The sequence below is a fragment of the Streptomyces sp. NPDC037290 genome (genome assembly GCF_055603245.1).
Genome location: NZ_JBVJVZ010000007.1, coordinates 22,943 through 41,246 on the forward strand (window position 1 = coordinate 22,943; position 18,304 = coordinate 41,246).

Annotated in this window: 18 protein-coding genes; 9 read left to right on the plus strand and 9 right to left on the minus strand. The window is 70.4% G+C overall.

All coding sequences use genetic code 11. The annotated features are described in order from the left end of the window. Complete coding sequence (locus ACZ7HQ_RS24330; protein ID WP_470993646.1) at window positions 1–387, minus strand: cupin domain-containing protein; 387 nt, start codon at window positions 385–387, stop codon at window positions 1–3. Between the two features lie 52 nt (window positions 388–439). Here ACZ7HQ_RS24330 and ACZ7HQ_RS24335 point away from each other — a divergent pair, with 52 nt between their 5' ends. Beyond that, complete coding sequence (locus tag ACZ7HQ_RS24335; RefSeq protein WP_470993649.1) at window positions 440–1,429, plus strand: GlxA family transcriptional regulator; 990 nt, start codon at window positions 440–442, stop codon at window positions 1,427–1,429. A gap of 150 nt (window positions 1,430–1,579) precedes the next feature. After that, a complete protein-coding gene (locus tag ACZ7HQ_RS24340; RefSeq protein ID WP_470993652.1) occupies window positions 1,580–2,074 on the plus strand; it encodes an LURP-one-related/scramblase family protein in 495 nt (164 codons plus the stop codon). A 13-nt stretch (window positions 2,075–2,087) separates the two neighbouring features. On the opposite strand, the gene ACZ7HQ_RS24345 is transcribed toward ACZ7HQ_RS24340, so the two are convergent. After that, on the minus strand, window positions 2,088–2,882 hold the full coding sequence (locus ACZ7HQ_RS24345; protein ID WP_470993655.1) for a carbon-nitrogen family hydrolase: 795 nt from the start codon (window positions 2,880–2,882) through the stop codon (window positions 2,088–2,090). A 182-nt stretch (window positions 2,883–3,064) separates the two neighbouring features. On the opposite strand from ACZ7HQ_RS24345, the gene ACZ7HQ_RS24350 reads away from it, so the two are divergent. Continuing rightward, the gene (locus ACZ7HQ_RS24350; protein ID WP_470993658.1) at window positions 3,065–3,889 is read left to right on the plus strand and encodes a maleylpyruvate isomerase family mycothiol-dependent enzyme; all 825 of its coding nucleotides are present in this window, start codon (window positions 3,065–3,067) and stop codon (window positions 3,887–3,889) included. Window positions 3,890–3,933: 44 nt separating this feature from the next. Here the strand turns inward: ACZ7HQ_RS24350 and ACZ7HQ_RS24355 are convergent, their stop codons facing one another. Further along, complete coding sequence (locus tag ACZ7HQ_RS24355; RefSeq protein ID WP_470993661.1) at window positions 3,934–5,241, minus strand: MFS transporter; 1,308 nt, start codon at window positions 5,239–5,241, stop codon at window positions 3,934–3,936. Beyond that, window positions 5,238–5,912: a GntR family transcriptional regulator gene (locus ACZ7HQ_RS24360; RefSeq protein WP_470993663.1), complete on the minus strand. Its 675-nt coding sequence runs from the start codon at window positions 5,910–5,912 to the stop codon at window positions 5,238–5,240. Before ACZ7HQ_RS24360 ends, ACZ7HQ_RS24355 begins: the two co-directional genes overlap by 4 nt. A 187-nt stretch (window positions 5,913–6,099) precedes the next feature. Here ACZ7HQ_RS24360 and ACZ7HQ_RS24365 point away from each other — a divergent pair, with 187 nt between their 5' ends. From ACZ7HQ_RS24365 to ACZ7HQ_RS24375, 3 genes are all read left to right on the plus strand, one after another. Then, complete coding sequence (locus ACZ7HQ_RS24365) at window positions 6,100–7,011, plus strand: D-alanyl-D-alanine carboxypeptidase family protein (RefSeq protein ID WP_470993666.1); 912 nt, start codon at window positions 6,100–6,102, stop codon at window positions 7,009–7,011. A gap of 116 nt (window positions 7,012–7,127) precedes the next feature. Further along, window positions 7,128–7,478 carry a GntR family transcriptional regulator gene (locus tag ACZ7HQ_RS24370; protein ID WP_470993668.1) on the plus strand — a complete coding sequence of 117 codons (351 nt, stop codon included), beginning with the start codon at window positions 7,128–7,130 and terminating at the stop codon, window positions 7,476–7,478. Further along, window positions 7,475–8,602 (plus strand): DUF1648 domain-containing protein, encoded by a 1,128-nt coding sequence (locus ACZ7HQ_RS24375; protein WP_470993671.1) that lies wholly within the window; start codon window positions 7,475–7,477, stop codon window positions 8,600–8,602. Before ACZ7HQ_RS24370 ends, ACZ7HQ_RS24375 begins: the two co-directional genes overlap by 4 nt. Window positions 8,603–8,710: 108 nt before the next feature. On the opposite strand, the gene ACZ7HQ_RS24380 is transcribed toward ACZ7HQ_RS24375, so the two are convergent. Continuing rightward, complete coding sequence (locus ACZ7HQ_RS24380) at window positions 8,711–9,496, minus strand: hypothetical protein (protein WP_470993673.1); 786 nt, start codon at window positions 9,494–9,496, stop codon at window positions 8,711–8,713. 113 nt (window positions 9,497–9,609) lie between these two features. Next, window positions 9,610–11,178: a murein biosynthesis integral membrane protein MurJ gene (murJ, locus tag ACZ7HQ_RS24385; protein WP_470993676.1), complete on the minus strand. Its 1,569-nt coding sequence runs from the start codon at window positions 11,176–11,178 to the stop codon at window positions 9,610–9,612. A 253-nt stretch (window positions 11,179–11,431) separates the two neighbouring features. On the opposite strand from murJ, the gene ACZ7HQ_RS24390 reads away from it, so the two are divergent. Next, window positions 11,432–12,430 (plus strand): BRO-N domain-containing protein, encoded by a 999-nt coding sequence (locus tag ACZ7HQ_RS24390; protein WP_470994390.1) that lies wholly within the window; start codon window positions 11,432–11,434, stop codon window positions 12,428–12,430. Between the two features lie 82 nt (window positions 12,431–12,512). On the opposite strand, the gene ACZ7HQ_RS24395 is transcribed toward ACZ7HQ_RS24390, so the two are convergent. From ACZ7HQ_RS24395 to pdhA, 3 genes are read right to left on the minus strand one after another with little or no spacing between them, the layout of a single operon-like run. After that, entirely contained in the window at window positions 12,513–13,895 is a 1,383-nt protein-coding gene (locus tag ACZ7HQ_RS24395; RefSeq protein ID WP_470993679.1) for a dihydrolipoamide acetyltransferase family protein, read from the minus strand. 10 nt (window positions 13,896–13,905) lie between these two features. Beyond that, the gene (locus tag ACZ7HQ_RS24400) at window positions 13,906–14,883 is read right to left on the minus strand and encodes an alpha-ketoacid dehydrogenase subunit beta (protein WP_470993683.1); all 978 of its coding nucleotides are present in this window, start codon (window positions 14,881–14,883) and stop codon (window positions 13,906–13,908) included. A 1-nt stretch (window position 14,884) separates the two neighbouring features. Continuing rightward, entirely contained in the window at window positions 14,885–16,129 is a 1,245-nt protein-coding gene (gene pdhA / locus ACZ7HQ_RS24405) for a pyruvate dehydrogenase (acetyl-transferring) E1 component subunit alpha (RefSeq protein WP_470993685.1), read from the minus strand. A 323-nt stretch (window positions 16,130–16,452) separates the two neighbouring features. Here pdhA and ACZ7HQ_RS24410 point away from each other — a divergent pair, with 323 nt between their 5' ends. Both ACZ7HQ_RS24410 and ACZ7HQ_RS24415 read left to right on the plus strand, forming a co-directional pair. Beyond that, window positions 16,453–17,130: a response regulator gene (locus ACZ7HQ_RS24410; RefSeq protein ID WP_470993687.1), complete on the plus strand. Its 678-nt coding sequence runs from the start codon at window positions 16,453–16,455 to the stop codon at window positions 17,128–17,130. 92 nt (window positions 17,131–17,222) lie between these two features. Then, window positions 17,223–18,266 (plus strand): phosphotransferase, encoded by a 1,044-nt coding sequence (locus tag ACZ7HQ_RS24415; RefSeq protein ID WP_470993690.1) that lies wholly within the window; start codon window positions 17,223–17,225, stop codon window positions 18,264–18,266. The last annotated feature ends 38 nt before the right edge of the window (window positions 18,267–18,304 follow it).

Consider the following 18,304-nt stretch of genomic DNA (forward strand, 5'->3'; position numbering starts at 1 on the left):
TCAGGTCAGCGCGTGACCGGTGGTCGCGTCCACGTGGTCCGGGACCTCCTCGTGCCGGTCGCCGACCGAGAGGGTGCCGGTGGGCTCGATGACGAGGATCGAGGTGGGCACGCGCGCGTACGGCTTGTGCTCGGTGCCGCGCGGGACGGTGAACACCGAGCCCCTGGACAGGACGACCGTGCGCTCTCCGGCCGGCTCGCGCAGACCGATGTGCAGTTCGCCGTCGAGGACCAGGAAGAACTCGTCGGTGTGCTCGTGGACGTGCCAGAGGTGCTCGCCCTCCACCTTCGCCACGCGTACGTCGTAGTCGTTGACGGTGGTGACGATGCGGGGGCTCCACTGCTCGGAGAAGGAGGCGAGGGCCTGCGCGAGGGAGATCGGTTCCATGGGTTCATCGTGCGGGTGGCCGGAGCCGGCGGACGAGTGCTAGGAATCGCATATGCCGCAAGGATCCTCTCACCGCGTCGTGCTGGTGGTCGACGAGAACTCCAACCCCTTCGAAATGAGCTGCGCCATCGAGGTCTTCGGTCTGCCGCGGCCCGAACTGGGGCGGGACCTGTACGACTTCCGGTTGTGCGCCGCCGGGTCCGAGACCCGGATGCGGGACGGTTTCTTCACGCTCACCGGGGTCGCCGGGCTGGAGGCCGCCGAGGAGGCCGACACGCTGATCGTGCCGAACCGGCCCGACACCGAGGTCCCGCGCACGGAGCGCGTCCTGGACGCCGTGCGCCGGGCGCACGCGCGTGGCGCCCGGCTCGTCGGCTTCTGCTCGGGCGCGTTCACCCTCGCGGAAGCGGGGCTGCTGGACGGGCGCCGGGCGGCCTGCCACTGGATGTGGGCGAAGGCCTTCCGCAGCCGCTTTCCCCGCGTACGCCTGGAACCGGACGTGCTCTTCGTGGACGACGGCGACATCCTGACCGCCTCCGGCAGCGCCTCGGCGCTCGACCTGGCCCTGCACATCGTGCGCCGGGACCACGGCGCGGAGATCGCCAACCATGTCTCCCGGCGCCTCGTCTTCGCCGCCCACCGGGACGGCGGCCAGCGGCAGTTCGTGGAGCGCCCCGTGCCCGACGTGCCCGACGAGTCGCTCGGCCCGTTGCTCGCCTGGGCGCAGGAACGGCTGGCCGAGCCGCTGACCGTGGCGGACCTCGCCACCCGAGCGGCCGTCAGCCCCGCCACACTGCACCGCCGCTTCCGCGCCCAGCTGGGCACGACCCCGCTGGCCTGGCTCACCGGGGAGCGGGTGGCCCTGGCCTGCCGGTTGATCGAGCGGGGCGAGGAGCGCCTGGACGTCGTCGCGGCCCGCAGCGGCCTGGGCACGGCAGCCAATCTGCGCGCCCGGCTGCGCCGCGAGACGGGCCTGAGCCCATCGGACTACCGCAGGCGGTTCGGACCGACGAGTCCCGTTGAGCGGACCGGCCAGCTCTGATGGGCAGAGCCGGCAGGCGGTTCGGACCCGCAGGCCCGATGACCGAACCCGGCAGACGCTTCGGACCAGCGGACCCCGATGGACAAGAGCCGCAGCCGCTTCGGCCGGCCGGGCCGTGATGATCAACGCGCGGCGGGGAACGGTACCCGCATGAGACTCCTCGTACACGACCGGCTGCTCGGCATCGGTGACGACTACTGGATCGAGGACGAGCACGGCCGCAAGGTCTTCCTCGTCGACGGCAAGGCCATGCGGCTGCGGGACACCTTCCAGCTGAAGGACGCCCACGGGCGCGTGCTGATCGACATCCACCAGAAGATGTTCGCCCTGCGCGACACCATGGTGATCGAGCGGGACGGCGAAGGCCTGGCCACCATCCGGCGCAAACGGCTGTCCCTGTTGCGCCACCACTACCGGGTGTCCCTGGTCGACGGCACCGATCTGGACGTGAGCGGCAAGATCCTCGACCACGAGTTCGCCATCGAGTACGACGGCGAACTCCTCGCTGTCGTCTCCCGCCGCCGGCTCTCCCTCCGGGACACCTACGGCGTGGACATCGTGCGCGAGGACGCCGACCCGGCGCTGCTCGTCGCGGTGGCGGTGTGCGTGATCCACCTGGCGCAGAAGGAACGGGAGGACGACTAGGCGCCGCCTTCGTTCAGCGGCGCGGCGGCTCCAGGCCCAGCACCCGGTCCTTCAGCGCCGGGAACTGCTCGCGCGTCGTCGCCACCTTCGCCGGGTCGAAGTCGACGGTGAGGATCTCCTCGTCCGGGCCCGCCTCGGCGAGCACCTCGCCCCACGGGTCCACCACGATCGAGTGACCCGCCTGGGGAACTCCCGCATGGCTCCCGGCCGTTCCACAGGCGAGCACGTACGCCTGGTTCTCCACCGCCCGCGCCTGAGCCAGCAGCGTCCAGTGCGCGCGTCGCCGCTCGGGCCAGCCCGCCGGGATCACGAGGGTCTCGGCGCCGGCGTCGACCAGTGAGCGGAAGAGTTCGGGGAAACGGAGGTCGTAGCAGGTGGCCACGCCGAGCGTGGTCCCGGGCAGCCGGACCGTCACCAGGTCCCGCCCGGCGCCCATCAGCACGGCCTCACCCTTGTCGAAGCCGAAGCGATGGATCTTGCGGTAGGCGGCGGCCAGCTCACCGGAGGGGGAGAAGACGAGCGAGGTGTTGTAGAGCGGCCCGTCCGGGTCCCGCTCCGGAATCGACCCGGCGTGCAGCCACACACCCGCGTCGCTCGCGGCCTTGGCCATCGTCTCGTACGTCGGACCTTCGAGCGGCTCGGCCTCGCGGCCGAACTCCTCGTAGGCGAAGGCGCCGGTGGTCCACAGCTCGGGCAGGACGACGAGATCGGCCCCGGCCTGCTGCCGGACCAGTGCGGCCGCTCGCTGCCGCCGGGAGTCGACCGATTCGTCCTCGTTCACGTCGATCTGGATCAGGGAGGCGCGCACAGTACCACCGTCCTGGCATTCGAGTCGTCCACACAGGCCTACGATCGTCACACGAAAGCACTGCCGGGGTGGCTGAAGGCAGCGTAACTTAGCCACTCAGACACCCGCCGCCGTGCCGCCGCCGCCCGCTGGCAACGCCGCCACAACCTGCCCGTGTACCGACCGCCGAGGGGTCCCGTTCCGTGAGTCTCCATCCCACCCTCCAGCCCTACGCCGACGCCTGGACGCACTCCATCGACGCGATATCCGAGATGGTCCAGTCGCTCGCGGAAGGCGAGTGGAACCGGCGGACCCCGTGCCCGGGTTGGTCGGTGCGGGACATCGTGTCCCATGTGATCGGCGGGGACTGCGAGATGCTCGGCGACCCGCGCCCGATCCACTCGCTCCCCCGTGACCTCTTCCACGTCACCACCGAGCACCAGCGGTACACGGAGATGCAGGTCGACGTCCGCCGCCACCACACGGCGCCGGAGATGACGGCCGAACTGGAGTACACGGTCATCCGCCGCAACCGCCAGTTGCGCACCGAGTCCCGCGACCCCGGCACCACGGTACGCGGCCCGCTGGGCGCGGAGGTCACGCTGGAACAGGCCTACCGCACCCGCGCGTTCGACGTGTGGGTGCACGAGCAGGACCTGCGCACGGCCCTCGGCCGGCCCGGCAACCTGGACTCGCCCGGCGCGCACATCGTGCGGGACGTCCTGCTGGAGGCGCTGCCCAAGGTCGTCGCGAAGGACGCGGACGCGCCGCGCAGCTCGGCGGTCGTGTTCGACGTGCACGGCCCGGTGGAGTTCCTGCGCACGATCCGCGTCGACATCCAGGGCCGCGGCAGCCTGGAAACCGCCCCGGCGCTCGGCCCCGCCGCCACCCTCACCCTCGACTGGGAGACGTACGTCCGTCTCGCCTGCGGCCGCGTCACCCCGGAGGCGGTGGCGGACCGGGTGAAGACAGAGGGCGACCCGGACCTGGCCGCGGCGATCCTGCGCAACTTCACGGTCACTCCGTAGGACCGGTGAGGCCCGCACCGGCCCAGGGCACCAGCACAGGGCGCCTACGCGGGAACGTGAACCGTCTCCACGCGGCTGGCAACCAACCGCTCCCGCTCCCGGCGGGCCGCCCGCCCCCGCAGCCGCAGAATCTGCGAAATCCCGAGCGCCTGCAGCACGAACACCGCGGAGAACGCCACCGCGTAGTCGTCCCCGGTGGCGTCCAGCAGCACCCCGACCGCGAACAGCGTCGTCATCGAGGCGATGAACCCACCCATGTTGGTGATGCCCGACGCCGTGCCCTGTCGCTCGGGCGGGTTGGCCGGCCGCGCGAAGTCGAACCCGATCATCGAGGCCGGCCCGCAGGCACCCAGCACCGCGCACAGCACCACCAGCAGCCACATGGGCGCGTGCTCGCCGGGGTACAGCAGCGTCGTCGCCCACAGCAGCGCGGTCGCCCCGACCGTGCCCAGCGCCAGCGGCAGTCGCGCCGTGTGGTGCCGGGCGACGACCTGGCCGTAGACGAGGCCGATCACCATGTTGGACAGCACGACCAGGGTGAGCAGCTCACCGGCCGTGGCACGGCTGAGCCCCTGCGCCTGGACCAGGAACGGCAGGCCCCACAGCAGCAGGAAGACCATCGCCGGGAACTGGGTGGTGAAGTGCACCCACAGCCCGAGGCGCGTGCCGGGCTCCCGCCAGGCCGCGGCGATCTGCCGGCGGACGTAGGCCGCGCCCTGGTGCGGCGACGGTTCGGACTCGTGCCCCTCGGGGTGGTCCTTGAGGAACAGCAGAGTCAGGACGAGGACGACGGCACCCGCGAGCGCGCTGCCGGCGAACGCCGGGGTCCAGCCGATGCCGTGCAGCAGCCGGGCGAGGACCAGCGTGGAGACCAGGTTGCCCGCCATGCCGACCAGCCCGGCGAGCTGCGCGACCAGCGGCCCGCGCCGGGCCGGGAACCAGCGGCTGCCGAGCCGCAGCACACTGATGAAGGTCATCGCGTCACCGCAGCCCAGCAGGGCGCGCGAGGCGAGGGCGGTGCCGTACGACGGGGAGAAGGCGAAACCGAGCTGTCCGGCCGTGAACAGCACGGCGCCGATGCTGAGCACCTTCTTGGTGCCGAGCCGGTCGACCAGCAGGCCGACGGGTATCTGCATGCCGGCGTAGACCAGCAGCTGCAGGATGGAGAACGTCGACAGGGCGGAGGCGCCCACGTGGAAGCGGTCGGCGGCGTCGAGGCCGGCCACGCCCAGTGACGTACGGAAGATGACGGCGACGAAGTAAACGGCGACGCCTATGGACCACACGGTGACGGCGCGCCGGCCACCCGGAGGATCACCCGGAAGAGTGACGTTGCTCGACGGACTGCTCATCGCACCTCACCCCGGGCGAGATGCTCGAACCAGCTCACATGCCGATGCACCACGTCGACGGCCGCCTCCGCGTCCCCGGCGCGCAGCGCCTCCAGGATCTCCTCGTGCTCGGCGAGCGTCTTGGCGATCCGGTCGGGGTGGGAGTGCATGACGGCGACGCCCATCCGCAGCTGCCGGTCGCGCAGCTGGTCGTAGAGGCGGGACAGGATCTCGTTGCCGCCGCTGCGCACGATCTCGGCGTGGAAGCACCGGTCGGTCACCGCGGCCGCGGACAGGTCACCGGCGGCGGCCTGCGTCTTCTGCAGCTCCAGCAGCTCGGTCAACCGCAGCAGCAGACCGGGCGCGGCCGGTACGGCCTTGCGGGCGGCGTGCTCCTCGACCAGCTGGCGGGTCTCCACCACGTCGGCGATCTCCTGCGCGGAGACGGGCAGCACCAGGGCGCCCTTCTTCGGGTAGAGCCGGATCAGACCCTCGACCTCCAGCCGCAGCAGCGCCTCCCGCACCGGCGTGCGCGAGACCCCGACGGCCTCGGCCAGCTCGCCCTCGGTGAGCAGGGTCCCGCCCTCGTAGCGACGGTCGAGGACGCCCTGTTTGACGTGGGCGTACACGCGGTCGGCGGCGGGCGGGGGCTTGTCGTGCCGGCGGGCGGGCTGCTGTACGGCCGTCTTCATGCCCACAGGATAGATACAACACGTACGCAAGCGGCAGCGGCGTCCAGCATCCGGACGGCGAAAAACCCACGCAGCAACGACACAACTTTCTGTGCTACTTACGTGTCTCACACGTGCGGCCCCTTGCTCTTGCCACCTCAACTCGGCCGCACTCCAGGGGCATTCACGACAATCGGGGTAATTTACTTTGATTACCGGCATTAAGGGCACCCACAGCTCACGCTTCCGCAGAGCCGCCGCCGTCGCCGTCACCTCCGGCGCGCTGCTCGCGACAGGCGCCCTCACCGCGGCGCCCGCTCAGGCCGTCACGACGCCTTCGATCGTGGCCCAGGGCGGCTACGTGATGAACAACGCGAACCACTCGACGTTGTTCAACAAGAAGATGGACACCTCACTTTCCACCGGATCCACAACCAAGATCATGACCGCCAAGGTCGTGCTCGCGCAGTCGAACCTGAACCTCGACCGCAAGGTGACGATCCAGAAGGCGTACAGCGACTACGTCGTCAAGAACAACGCCTCCCAGGCGCACCTGATCGTCGGAGACAAGGTCACCGTCCGCCAGCTCCTGTACGGCCTGATGCTGCCGTCCGGGTGCGACGCCGCCTACGCGCTCGCCGACACGTACGGCTCCGGCACCACCCGCGCCGCGCGCGTGAGCAACTTCATCGGCAAGATGAACGCCGCCGCCAAGAGCCTGGGCCTGAAGTACACGCACTTCGACTCCTTCGACGGCATCGGCAACGGCGACAACTACTCGACGCCGCGCGACCTGACGCTGATTGCCAGCAGCGCGATGCAGAACTCCACGTTCCGCACGGTCGTCAAGACGAAGGCGTACACCGCCAAGACGATCACCAAGTCGGGTGGCACCCGCACCATGGGCACGTGGACCAACACCAACGGTCTGCTCAGCAGCTACAGCGGCGCCATCGGTGTGAAGACCGGCTCCGGCCCGGAGGCCAAGTACTGCCTGGTCTTCGCCGCCACCCGGAACGGCAGGACGGTCATCGGCACCGTCCTCGCCTCCACGTCCATCCCGCAGCGCGAGGCGGACGCGAAGAAGCTCCTCGACTACGGCTTCGCCAAGCTCGGCTGACGCAGTCCCCCGGCTGACGCAGTCACCGGACACACACGGGCTCGCCGCTCTGCGCGGCGGGCCCGTTCTGTTGCCCGGCGCGAAATGAAACCGATGGTGCTAGTTTTATTAGCACCATGCTGTTGCATCTGGACCAGTCCGACACCCGCCCCCTGCACGAGCAGGTCGCCGCGGCGATCCGGCGGGCCGTCGCCGAGGGCGAGTGCCGCGCCGGCGACCGGCTGCCCTCGGCGCGCGATCTCTCCACGGCGCTGGACATCAACGTCAACACCGTCCTGCGCGGCCTGCGCGTCCTGCGGGACGAGGGTGTGCTGGAGTTCCGCCGCGGCCGGGGAATCACCGTCGCCGAGGGCGCGGCCCGGCGGTCCGGACTGCAGATCAGGGTGCGGGAACTGATCGCGGAGGCGTCCCGCCTCGGCTACAGCCGCACCGACCTCATCGACATGATCCGGGGGACGACGACATGACGGACGGGGACATACCCGACAGGGACATACCCGACAGGGACGTGCCCGACGGAGACGATCCGGAAGGCGGCCGGGACCGCGAGGACGGCGCGCCGGATGACGGCAGCGCGGCACGCGGGAACGGCAGGGCGGACGCGAACGGCAGGGCGGACGGGAACGCCGGCCAACACGACCGGAGCCGCGCCGCGCGCTGGGGGCTCGCGGGGTGCACGGCCGCCGTCGCGGCGCTGCTCACGGGCCTGCCCTGGGCCGCGCACGACCGGCTGCCCGGCCGACTGGCGACCCACTGGAGCGGCGGCAGCGTCCCCGATGACTCGATGCCGCTGTGGGCGGCCTCCCTGTTCCCGGCCGGCTTCTGGCTGCTGGTCGTTCTCGCCGTGAGCATCCGCCGGCACCGGTCCTGGCCGGCCGTGCGCCCCTGGCGGGCGATGACACTGGCGCCCACGGGGGCGGCGCTCGTCGGCGCCCAGGCGTCCGTCGTCCGCGCGAACCTCGACCGCGCCGACTGGCACGAGACCCGCGAACCGGCCCTCGGGATCGTGCTGACCCTGGTCCTGACGGCGGTCGCCGGCGTGGTGGCCTGGCGGCTGAGCACCCGGACCACCTCCGCTGCGCACACCGCCACCCCCGCGCTGAACCTGCCCGAGGGCGAGCGGCTGGCGTGGTTCTCCCGCGCGGCCAACCCCTGGCTGCAACTGCTGACGGCCGTGGCGGGCGCGATCGCCGCAGCCGCGCTCGTGGTGCCGTGCGTCGGTCTGGCGAACCCCGCCTGGCTATGGCTCGTGTGCGCGGTCTGCGCCGTCACCGCGCTCACCGGCATGCTCTTCTCCTCGGTCCAGGCCAAGGTGTCGGAAGCGGGCCTGGAGGTGTCGTTCGGCCCGTTCGGCTGGCCCGCCCGCCGCTGGTCCCCGGCCGCCATCGAGTCGGCCCGCGCCGAGCACCGGCTCCCGTCCCAGGTCGGCGGCTGGGGCTATCGCCTCAGTGGCCTCGGCACGACCGTCATGCTCCGCGGCGGCGACTGCCTGGTCGTACGCCCCCGGGGCCGCCGTACGGACTTCGCGGTCAGCGTGGACGACGCCGAGCGGGGCGCGGCCCTGCTGAACGCGCTCCGGCTGCGGGGCTGACCGGGCACCGACAGAACTGTGGGTCGCCGCGAAAGGTTCCCTCCTTTTCTGTTCCCTGTCGTCCTGCTCCTTGTCGTCCTGTTCCTTGTCGTCCTGTTTCCTGTCGTCCTATCTCTTGCCGTCCTGTCCCTTGCCGTTCTGTCCCTTGTCCTCGTGCCTCGCCGGGAGCTGGTCGTAGGTCTTGAAGGTGTACGAGGCGTCGTACGACAGCAGGTTCCCTGTGGTGGCCGGCAGGCCGAGCCGTTGGTTGAGCGCGCCGGTGAGCGGCCCGCAGTGTGCGGCGGCAGGGGCGCTGAAGGTGTCGTCGTATGCCGAGAACTCGATCACCGGGGGGTCCTGGGACACCCACCTGGAGGGGCCGGAGCGCTTCAGCTGGAAGTCGACGGGGTCGCCCGCCCCCAGGGCGCAGCCACGCGGCACCAGCGGGCCGAGGAGCCGGAAGCGGAGGCTGAACCGGCCGGTGTAGAAGTCGGACCGGCCCCCGTACTCCGGCTGTATCGCCAGGCCCAGGACAGTCGCGTGGTCGCCCGCCGGCGTGCCGGTCAGTCCCCCCGGTATCGCGGTGGGAGAGGTGTGCATCGCGCCCCACACCTGCCCGTTGCCGCCGTCCGGCATCGGGCCCTCGGCGTGGGTCATGGTGATCGGGGCGAGGCTCACGCTGACCGTTCCGATGGTCAACCGCGGGGCGGCCGTGTGCACTTCACATCTCCATCGGGACGGGTCGACACCGTCGGGCAGGGATGGGCAGTCACCGAAATCGGTGGCCGTAGCGGTGGTGGCGCTCGGCGCCGCGTAGGCGACACCGGGCGCGCACACCGCGGCCGTACCGGCGAGGACGGTCGCGACACGGCGGGCGGGAGAGGAAACCGGGCGAGCGGCAGCGGATTTCGTCATGTCACCAGCGTGCCGCCGTAGCCACTCCCCCACCATCCGTGACATCCCCGGTAGCACCCCGACCCATCCCTGATACGGCGTCAGGGTCGGTCGTCCGGGGCAGGGCGCCGACTTCAGCGGAACCCGGGAATCCGTCGCAGCTCGCCGATCCTCAGCGCCCTGCCCACCACCAGATAGACGAGACCAAGGGCGAGCGAGCCCGCGACGGTCGTCAGGACCGACCCCGCCGTGCCGTGTCCCAGCACACCGGTACAGCCCCGCGCAGCAGCCCAGCCCGCCACCGCCGCCACGCCGCCGGCGCACAGCAGCCTGGCGTAGGTGCCGCGCAGGGTGCCGTCGTCCAGTCGCCCGCCCGTACGACGGGACAGCAGGCGGGCGGTGAGGACGAGTCCGGCGAGGTAGGAGACGGTGTAGGCGCCGGCCATGCCCGTGACCGCCCATCGCGCGGGCAGCAGCAGATGGCAGGCGGTGGCCAGCGAGATGTTGACGATCCCGATCCACACGGCCATGAAGAACGGCGTACGGGTGTCCTCGAAGGCGTAGAAGCCGCGCAGCAGCAGGTACTGCGCGGAGAACGGGATCAGCCCGAGACCGAAGGCCTGCAGCATGTGACCGAGGGGCTGCGCCGCGGCCGCGTCCGCGGCGCCGTGGGCGAAGAGAAGGACGGCGATGTCCGGCCCGAGCGCGGCGAACAGGAAGGCAGCCGGAACGATCACCACCCCGCTGACCCGCAGTGCCCGGGACAGATCGGCGCGCAGATCGCCGATCCGTCCCTCGGCCGCCGCCTTGCTCATGCGTGGCAGCAGAGCTGTGACCAGGGAGACCGTGACGATGGACTGGGGCAGCATCCAGATGGTCTGCGCGTAGCTGTACGCCGTGTAGCCGACACCGGCGTTCGGCAGCTGCGTGTCGGCGGCGTTGGCGTAGTTGGTGACGACGGTGAGCGCGACCAGGTTGGTCAGCACGAACAGCAGCGTCCACTTGGCCGCGTGGATGCCGGAGCCGAGTCCCGCGCCGCGCCAGTCGAAACGGGGCCGGAACCGGAAGCCGGCGGCACGGGTGAAGGGGATGAGGGCGAGGGCCTGTACGGCGATCCCGAGGGTCGTACCGATACCGAGCCAGCGGACCTGGGCGTCGGTGACGTCGGCGACGGAGTGGGGGAGGGCCATCATCCCGAGATAGACGCCGAACATCGTCACGAGGACGACGTTGTTGAGCACCGGTGTCCACATCATCGCCCCGAACTTCTCGCGGGCGTTCAGAACTTGACCGAGGATGGCGAACAACCCGTAGAAGAAGATCTGCGGAAGCAGGAACCGCGCGAAGACGACGGTCAGCCGGAACGCCGCATGCTCCTTGGGCGTGTCCCTTATGTACAGGCTCGCGATCTCCGGCGCGGCCCATACGGCGAGCAGGGTCCCGACGGCCAGCACGCTGACGACGAGGGTCACGAGCCGCTGCTCGTACGCCCGCCCGCCATCGGCATGCATCGCCCGGGCCCGCACCAGCTGCGGCACCAGCACGGCGTTCAGCGCCCCGCCGATCAACAGGGTGTACAGGCTGGTCGGCACGGTGTTGGCCGTGTTGTACGTGGTGGCGAGCAGCCCGGTCCCGAGCGCGGCCCCCTGCAGCACCTGCCGGATCAGCCCACTGGCCCGCGAGACGACGGTGCCGGACGCCATGAGCACAGACGCCCGCCCGACCCCCGCCGTTGCCTTGGGTTTCGCATGCCGGGCTGCGGTCTTCTCCCCCGTTACCATGCGGTAAATCTACGGCAGTTGGGCTCATCGACCGCAAGCAAGGTGACTGGCGAAACGGCGCCAAGCGGCGGTGTCTGGCGTTTTCGGCAAACTTCACCCCCAATCGTGAACATCATCCTTGCAGCTGGCATATTCGAATTTCTCCGCTCTACGTTCCCGGGCGGAGGTGGTTCACATGAGCGAACCCAGCAAGCGGCCGCACTCGGCCGAACGACACGAGGCCATCGACATCAGCGACTTCGTCTACGCGGCGACCGGAGCCCGTGTGCGGAGGCTGACCATGCCGGACGGGAGTCACTGGTTTCCGGCGGTGGACGTGTGCAAGGAGCTCGGGCACACCAACCCGCAAAAGGCACTCTCCGACCATGTGCCGGCGGACCACCGAGAGTCCCTCGAGACCCTAACTGGAGGTTACGGTCTCAGCGTTCCTGCAGGCAGAGAGTGGCGTCGAGACCTGAACGTGCTCTCTCTGCAGGGTCTCATCCTCCTCGTCAACGCCTGCACCAAGCCCGCCTGCGCCCCCTTCAAACAGTGGGCAGCCGAGGTGATCGAGACCGTGCAGCGGGAGGGTTCCTACACCCTGGAAGAGGCCGAGGTGCAGCCCGCCGGACCGGGCGCTCCGATCGCGTATGCCATGCCCGAGCAGGTCGCCGAAGCCATCGTCCGGCTGGAGGCGCACAACCTTCAGCTGGACGAGGAACTGGCGCACGGACAGCGCAAATCGATCGAGCTGCAACAGGAAACACTGGCTCTGCAGCACGAGACGCTGGTCCTGCAGCGGGAGATGCTGGCCACGCAGAAGGCCACGCTGGCCGTGCAGCAGGCCATGGTCCGGGCGATGGAACGGATCGCGGACCGGCTGGACGCCCTGGTACCGGCTCCTCGGACGCCGGACGGGCAGGTCACCGCGCTGTCCACCACGGCCTCCGTGCTGGCCGACTGGCGGCAGCGTCTTTCCGTCACGGCCGATGTGTGGGCCGTGGCCGTGGTCGTCGCCCCCGTTATCGTCGAGAAGGGTGAGCTGCGCGAGCCGCTGGAAGCCCTTGCGGCCCGTACCGGACTCTCGGTGCACCGCGTCAACGAATGTCTGCGGCTGCTGAGCAAGCACGCCTGCATCCGTTCCCGAGGCGGGGCGGAAGACGGGGCGCCTGTGTATGTGCTGAACCAGTCCTGAAAGAGCCCGAAGAAGAGGGGGCGGTCGCAAACACAAGTTGCGGCCGTCCCCTCCACGCTTCGAGGCTACCCGCCCGGAGCCGTCACGCCCAGGTGATCAGCCTCTTCGGCTGCTCCAGAATCGCCGCCACATCCGCCAGCACCTTCGAGCCCAGCTCGCCGTCCACCAGACGGTGGTCGAAGCTCAGCGCCAGGGTCGTCACCTGACGCGGCTTCACCTTGCCCTTGTGGACCCACGGCTGGAGCTTGATCGCACCGATCGCGAGGATCGCCGACTCGCCGGGGTTGAGGATCGGCGTGCCGGTGTCGACGCCGAAGACGCCCACATTGGTGATCGTCACCGTGCCGCCCTGCATGGCCGCGGGGGAGGTCTTGCCCTCCCTCGCCGTCGACACCAGCTCACCGAGAGCGGAAGCCAGCTGCGGCAGCGTCTTGTCGTGCGCGTCCTTGATGTTCGGCACGATCAGACCCCGCGGAGTGGCCGCCGCGATGCCCAGGTTGACGTAGTGCTTGAGCACGATCTCCTGGTTCGCCTCGTCCCAGGAAGCGTTGATCTCAGGGTTGCGCTTGATGGCGACCAGCAGGGCCTTGGCGATCAGCAGCAGCGGGTTGACCCGCAGGCCCTGCATCTCCTTGTCCTGCTTCAGCTCCTCGACCAGCTTCATCGTGCGGGTCACGTCGACCGTCACGAACTCCGTGACATGCGGCGCCGTGAACGCCGAGCCGACCATCGCCGCCGCCGTGGCCTTGCGGACGCCCTTCACCGGGATGCGGGTCTCGCGCGTGCCGTCGTAGGACGCGACCGGCGCCTGCGTCACCGGGGCGGCGGCGACAGGGGCCGTCGGCTCGGCGGACTTCGGCGTGGCCGCCGCGTGGACGTCCTCGCGGGTGATGATGCCGTCGGGCCCGGACGGGATGACCGACTCCAGGTCGACACCGAGGTCCTTGGCCAGCTTGCGCACCGGCGGCTTGGCCAGCGGGCGGGGCTTGTCGGTGACCGGCGCGTGGCCGTTCAGCTCGGCCTGGATCGCCTGCGCCGGGGCGGGCACGGTGACCTCCGGACCCTTGCGGGGGCGGCGCTTGGTGGAGGAGGTCGACACGCCGTAGCCGACGAGGACCGGCTGGCGGCCCGCCGGCTTCGGCTCCTCCTCGGCCGGCGGGGCGGGCTCGGCCTTGGGCTGTTCCGCCTCCGGTGCCGCCGCGCCGCCCGCCACGTCCACCGCGATGATGGCCGTGCCCACGTCGACCGTGGTGCCCTCGGGGAAGTGCAGGGAACGGACCACGCCGTCATAGGGGATGGGGAGCTCGACGGCAGCCTTGGCCGTCTCGACCTCGCACACCACCTGGCCGTCGGTGACCGTGTCCCCCGGCTGGACGTACCACTTGAGGATCTCGGCCTCGGTGAGTCCCTCGCCGACGTCCGGCATCTTGAACTCGCGTACGGACGCTTCCGTCATCGTCGTCACGAACCTCTCCTCAGTACGCCAGCGAGCGGTCGACGGCGTCGAGCACGCGGTCCAGGTCCGGCAGGTACTCCTCCTCCAGACGCGCCGGGGGGTACGGGGCGTGGTACCCGCCGACCCGGAGCACGGGGGCTTCGAGGTGGTAGAAGCAGCGCTCGGTGATCCTGGCGGCGATCTCCGCGCCGGAGCCGAAGAACACCGGTGCCTCGTGCACCACGACCAGGCGGCGGGTCTTCTCCACCGAAGTCTGGACGGCGTCGAAGTCGAGGGGGGAGACCGAACGCAGGTCCAGGACCTCCAGGGACTTGCCCTCCTCGGCCGCGGCGGCCGCCACCTCCTGGCAGAGCTTCACCATCGGGCCGTAGGCGGCCAGGGTCAGGTCGGTGCCCTCGCGGACGACCTGCGCCTTGTGCAGGGGCGCCGGGATCGCCTCGGCGTCCACCTCTGACTTGTCCCAGTAGCGCCGCTTGGGCTCGAAGTAGATCACCGGGTCGTCGCTCTGGATGGCCTGCTGCATCATCCAGTACGCGTCGGAGGCGTTGGACGGCGACACGACCTTCAGGCCGGCGACGTGCGCGAACAGGGCCTCGGGGGACTCGGAGTGGTGCTCGACCGCGCCGATGCCGCCGCCGTAGGGGATGCGGATGACGACCGGCATCTTGACCTTGCCCAGCGATCGCGCGTGCATCTTCGCGAGCTGGGTGACGATCTGGTCGTAGGCCGGGAAGACGAAGCCGTCGAACTGGATCTCCACCACCGGGCGGTAGCCGCGCAGGGCGAGGCCGATCGCGGTGCCTACGATGCCGGACTCGGCGAGCGGGGTGTCGATGACCCGGCTCTCGCCGAAGTCCTTCTGCAGACCGTCGGTCACCCGGAAGACACCGCCGAGCTTGCCGACGTCCTCACCCATGACCAGGACCTTGGGGTCCTCCTCCAGAGCGCGGCGCAGCGACTCGTTGATGGCCTTGGCCATCGCCATCTTCTCGGCCATCTCAGTGACCCCCTTCTGCGTCCGCGAACGACGCCTGGTAGGCGGCGAACTGGGCCCGCTCCTCGTCGACGAGCGCGTGCCCGTCCGCGTACACGTTCTCGAAGATGGCGAAGTGGTCCGGGTCGGGCATGGCGCGGACCGCTTCGCGCACTCGTTTGCCCAACGCCTCGGACTCGGTCTCGAGTTCCGCGAAGAATCCCTCGTCCGCGTGGTTTGAGGCCTCCAGGTACCGGCGAAGGCGCAGGATCGGGTCCTTCGCCTCCCAGGCCAGCCGCTCCTCGTCGCCCCGGTAGCGGCTGGGGTCGTCGGAGGTGGTGTGGGCACCCATGCGGTAGGTGTACGCCTCGACCAGGGTGGGGCCGTCGCCCTCACGGGCGCGCTCCAGCGCCCACTTGGTGACCGCCAGGCAGGCCAGGACGTCGTTGCCGTCCACGCGCACGCCGGGGAAGCCGAAGCCCTGGGCGCGCTGGTAGAGCGGCACGCGGGTCTGCTTCTCGGTCGGCTCGGAGATCGCCCACTGGTTGTTCTGGCAGAAGAACACCACCGGCGCGTTGTAGACCGCGGAGAAGGTGAACGATTCGGCGACGTCACCCTGGCTGCTCGCGCCGTCGCCGAAGTAGGCGATCACCGCGCTGTCCGCGCCGTCCTTGGCGATGCCCATCGCGTAGCCGGTGGCGTGCAGGGTCTGGGAGCCGATGACGATCGTGTACAGGTGGAAGTTGTTGCCGTTCGGGTCCCAGCCGCCGTTGTTCACACCCCGGAACATGCCGAGCAGGTTGGTCGGGTCGACGTCGCGGCACCAGGCGACGCCGTGCTCGCGGTAGGTCGGGAAGACGTAGTCGTCGGCGCGCAGGGCGCGGCCGGAGCCGATCTGGGCGGCCTCCTGACCCAGCAGGGACGCCCACAGGCCCAGCTCGCCCTGGCGCTGCAGGGCGGTGGCCTCGGCGTCGAAGCGGCGGGTGAGCACCATGTCGCGGTACAGACCGCGCAGGTCTTCAGGGGTGATGCCGGCGACGTAGGCGTCGTACTCGGCGTTCTTGACCCGCTTGCCCTCGGGCGTCAGCAGCTGCACGAGCTCCGGCTCGGTGTTCTGCTTCGCGGCGGCGCGGGGGGTGCGCCTGGTGCCGGACGCGGTTCCGGCCTTGCCGGTCTTCGCCCCGGTGGTGCCGGTCTTGCTGCCGGTGGTGCCGGCCTTGCCTGGGGCGCTGCGTCGCGGCTTGCGCGCGGCACTGCTGTCCACGGTCACGTGTGCTCCTCCGTCGTTCCGGCCCCCGGGGTTGCCGGTAGGCCAGTGCGGCTCACCTGTTTCGACCACCGGGCACGGGGTGGGTGCCACTCGGCCGGGAACAGGCGTGACAGGTGCCCCGGCGAGCGCCCTGCAACCATCACGTTACCCAGTGCTCCACATTTCTGTGAAACCCCACCTGACCTGCGATTTTGCTTGGATTTCCAAGTAAATCGGAGAAGGCTGGAAGCGCGCTGGTCACAGCCTTGCGAAAGGCCGGAGCAAGCGGCACGTTATCCCGCGCACCCAGCTCACGGGAAGAGTTTGTGTGTGAGACTGACTCCGTGCGTGAAGACGGAAAAATCACGGTTTTTCTGCTCGATGACCACGAAGTGGTCCGCCGGGGCGTCCACGAGATGCTCTCCGTCGAGCCGGACATCGAGGTGGTCGGCGAGGCCGGCACGGCGGCCGACGCGCTGGTGCGCATTCCGGCCACCCGGCCCGACGTCGCGGTGCTGGACGTGCGGCTGCCGGACGGCAGCGGGGTCGGGGTGTGCCGGGAGATCCGCGCCCGGGACGAGACGGTGCGGTGCCTGATGCTGACCTCGTTCGCGGACGACGAGGCTCTCTTCGACGCGATCATGGCGGGCGCCTCGGGATACGTCCTGAAGGCGATCCGCGGCAACGAACTGCTCCAGGCGGTTCGGGACGTCGCCGCCGGGAGGTCCCTGCTGGATCCGGTGGCCACCGCGCGCGTGCTGGAGCGGCTGCGCGACGGCGGCGCCGCGCGCACGGACGACCGGTTCGCGCGGCTCACCGAGCAGGAACGGAAAATCCTCGAACTGATCGGCGAAGGACTCACCAACCGGCAGATCGGTGAGCGTTTGCATCTGGCCGAGAAAACGATCAAGAATTACGTGTCGAGTCTGCTTTCCAAACTCGGTATGCAGCGCCGCTCGCAGGCCGCCGCTTATGTCGCCCGCATGCAGGTGGAAAAGAGCGGAAGCGACGGAACTCTCTGATAAAGCCTGCCGTGTGACCGAAAGCGATCATCGGCGACTAGCTGTGACAACCCCCAGCTCACAGCGGCTTTTCGTGCCCTAGCATCTGCGGCGTGCCGCGCTCTTGTGTACCACCCCTCGTACCCCACGCGCCCCCTCTCAGCGCCCTGCTCCGCCTGTACGCCGCCGGTAGCCCCCTCACCTGTGAGCCGGTCGACCAGGGCCTGCTCAACCGCGGCTACCGGCTGTGCACCACCCGCGGCCGCTATTTCCTCAAGCACCACTTCGACCCCGACACCGCCGACCCGACCGCCATCGAGCGCCGCCACCGCGCCACCCAGCGCCTGGCCGACCTCGGCGTCCCGGTCTCCGTACCGCTCGCGCACCGCGAGGGCCGTACGGTCGCCGTCGTCGGCGGCCACGCCTACGCCCTGCATCCCTGGATCGACGGAAGGCACCGCCACGGCGGCCAGCTCACGCGCGCGGAGAGCGCACGCCTCGGGGCGCTCCTGGGCGCCGTACACGCCTGTCTGGAGCGTGTGATGCCACCCAAGGGGCGCACACGTCCGGCCACGAGCCCCCACCCCGTGGAGAGCGCCGACCCGGACGACACCGTCGCCCTCATCGACGACCTGCTCGCCCACGTGCGCCGGCACCGCCCCGCCGACGCCTTCGACGAACTCGCCCGGCACCGCCTGCTGGAGCGCCGCGCGCTGCTGGAGCAGCACGCGGACCGGCGCCCGCCGCCCGGCGGCTCGGTGGGCTGGGTGCACGGCGACTTCCACCCGTTCAACGTGCTCTACAAGGGCGACGCCCCGGCGGCCATCGTCGACTGGGACCGGCTCGGCGTGCAGCCCCGCGCCGAGGAGGCCGTACGCGCCGCGGCGATCTTCTTCGTACGGCCCGCGGGCGCCCTGGACCTGCCGAAAGTGCGCGCCTACGCGCGCGCCTACCGGCGAGCGGCCGGCGCCACGCCCTCGGAGCTGACAGCGGCCGTGCACCGGGTGTGGTGGGAACGGCTGAACGACTTCTGGATGCTGCGCTGGCACTACGAACGCGGTGACACGCGCGCGGACTGCCAGTTCCCGGCAGCGTCGGCGCTCGCGGTGTGGTGGACCCGCGAGTACGACGCGGTGTGCGACGCGTTCGTGCGGTGAGCGCCCGCGGCCGACGGGCCGGGTCACCTCAGCGGGAC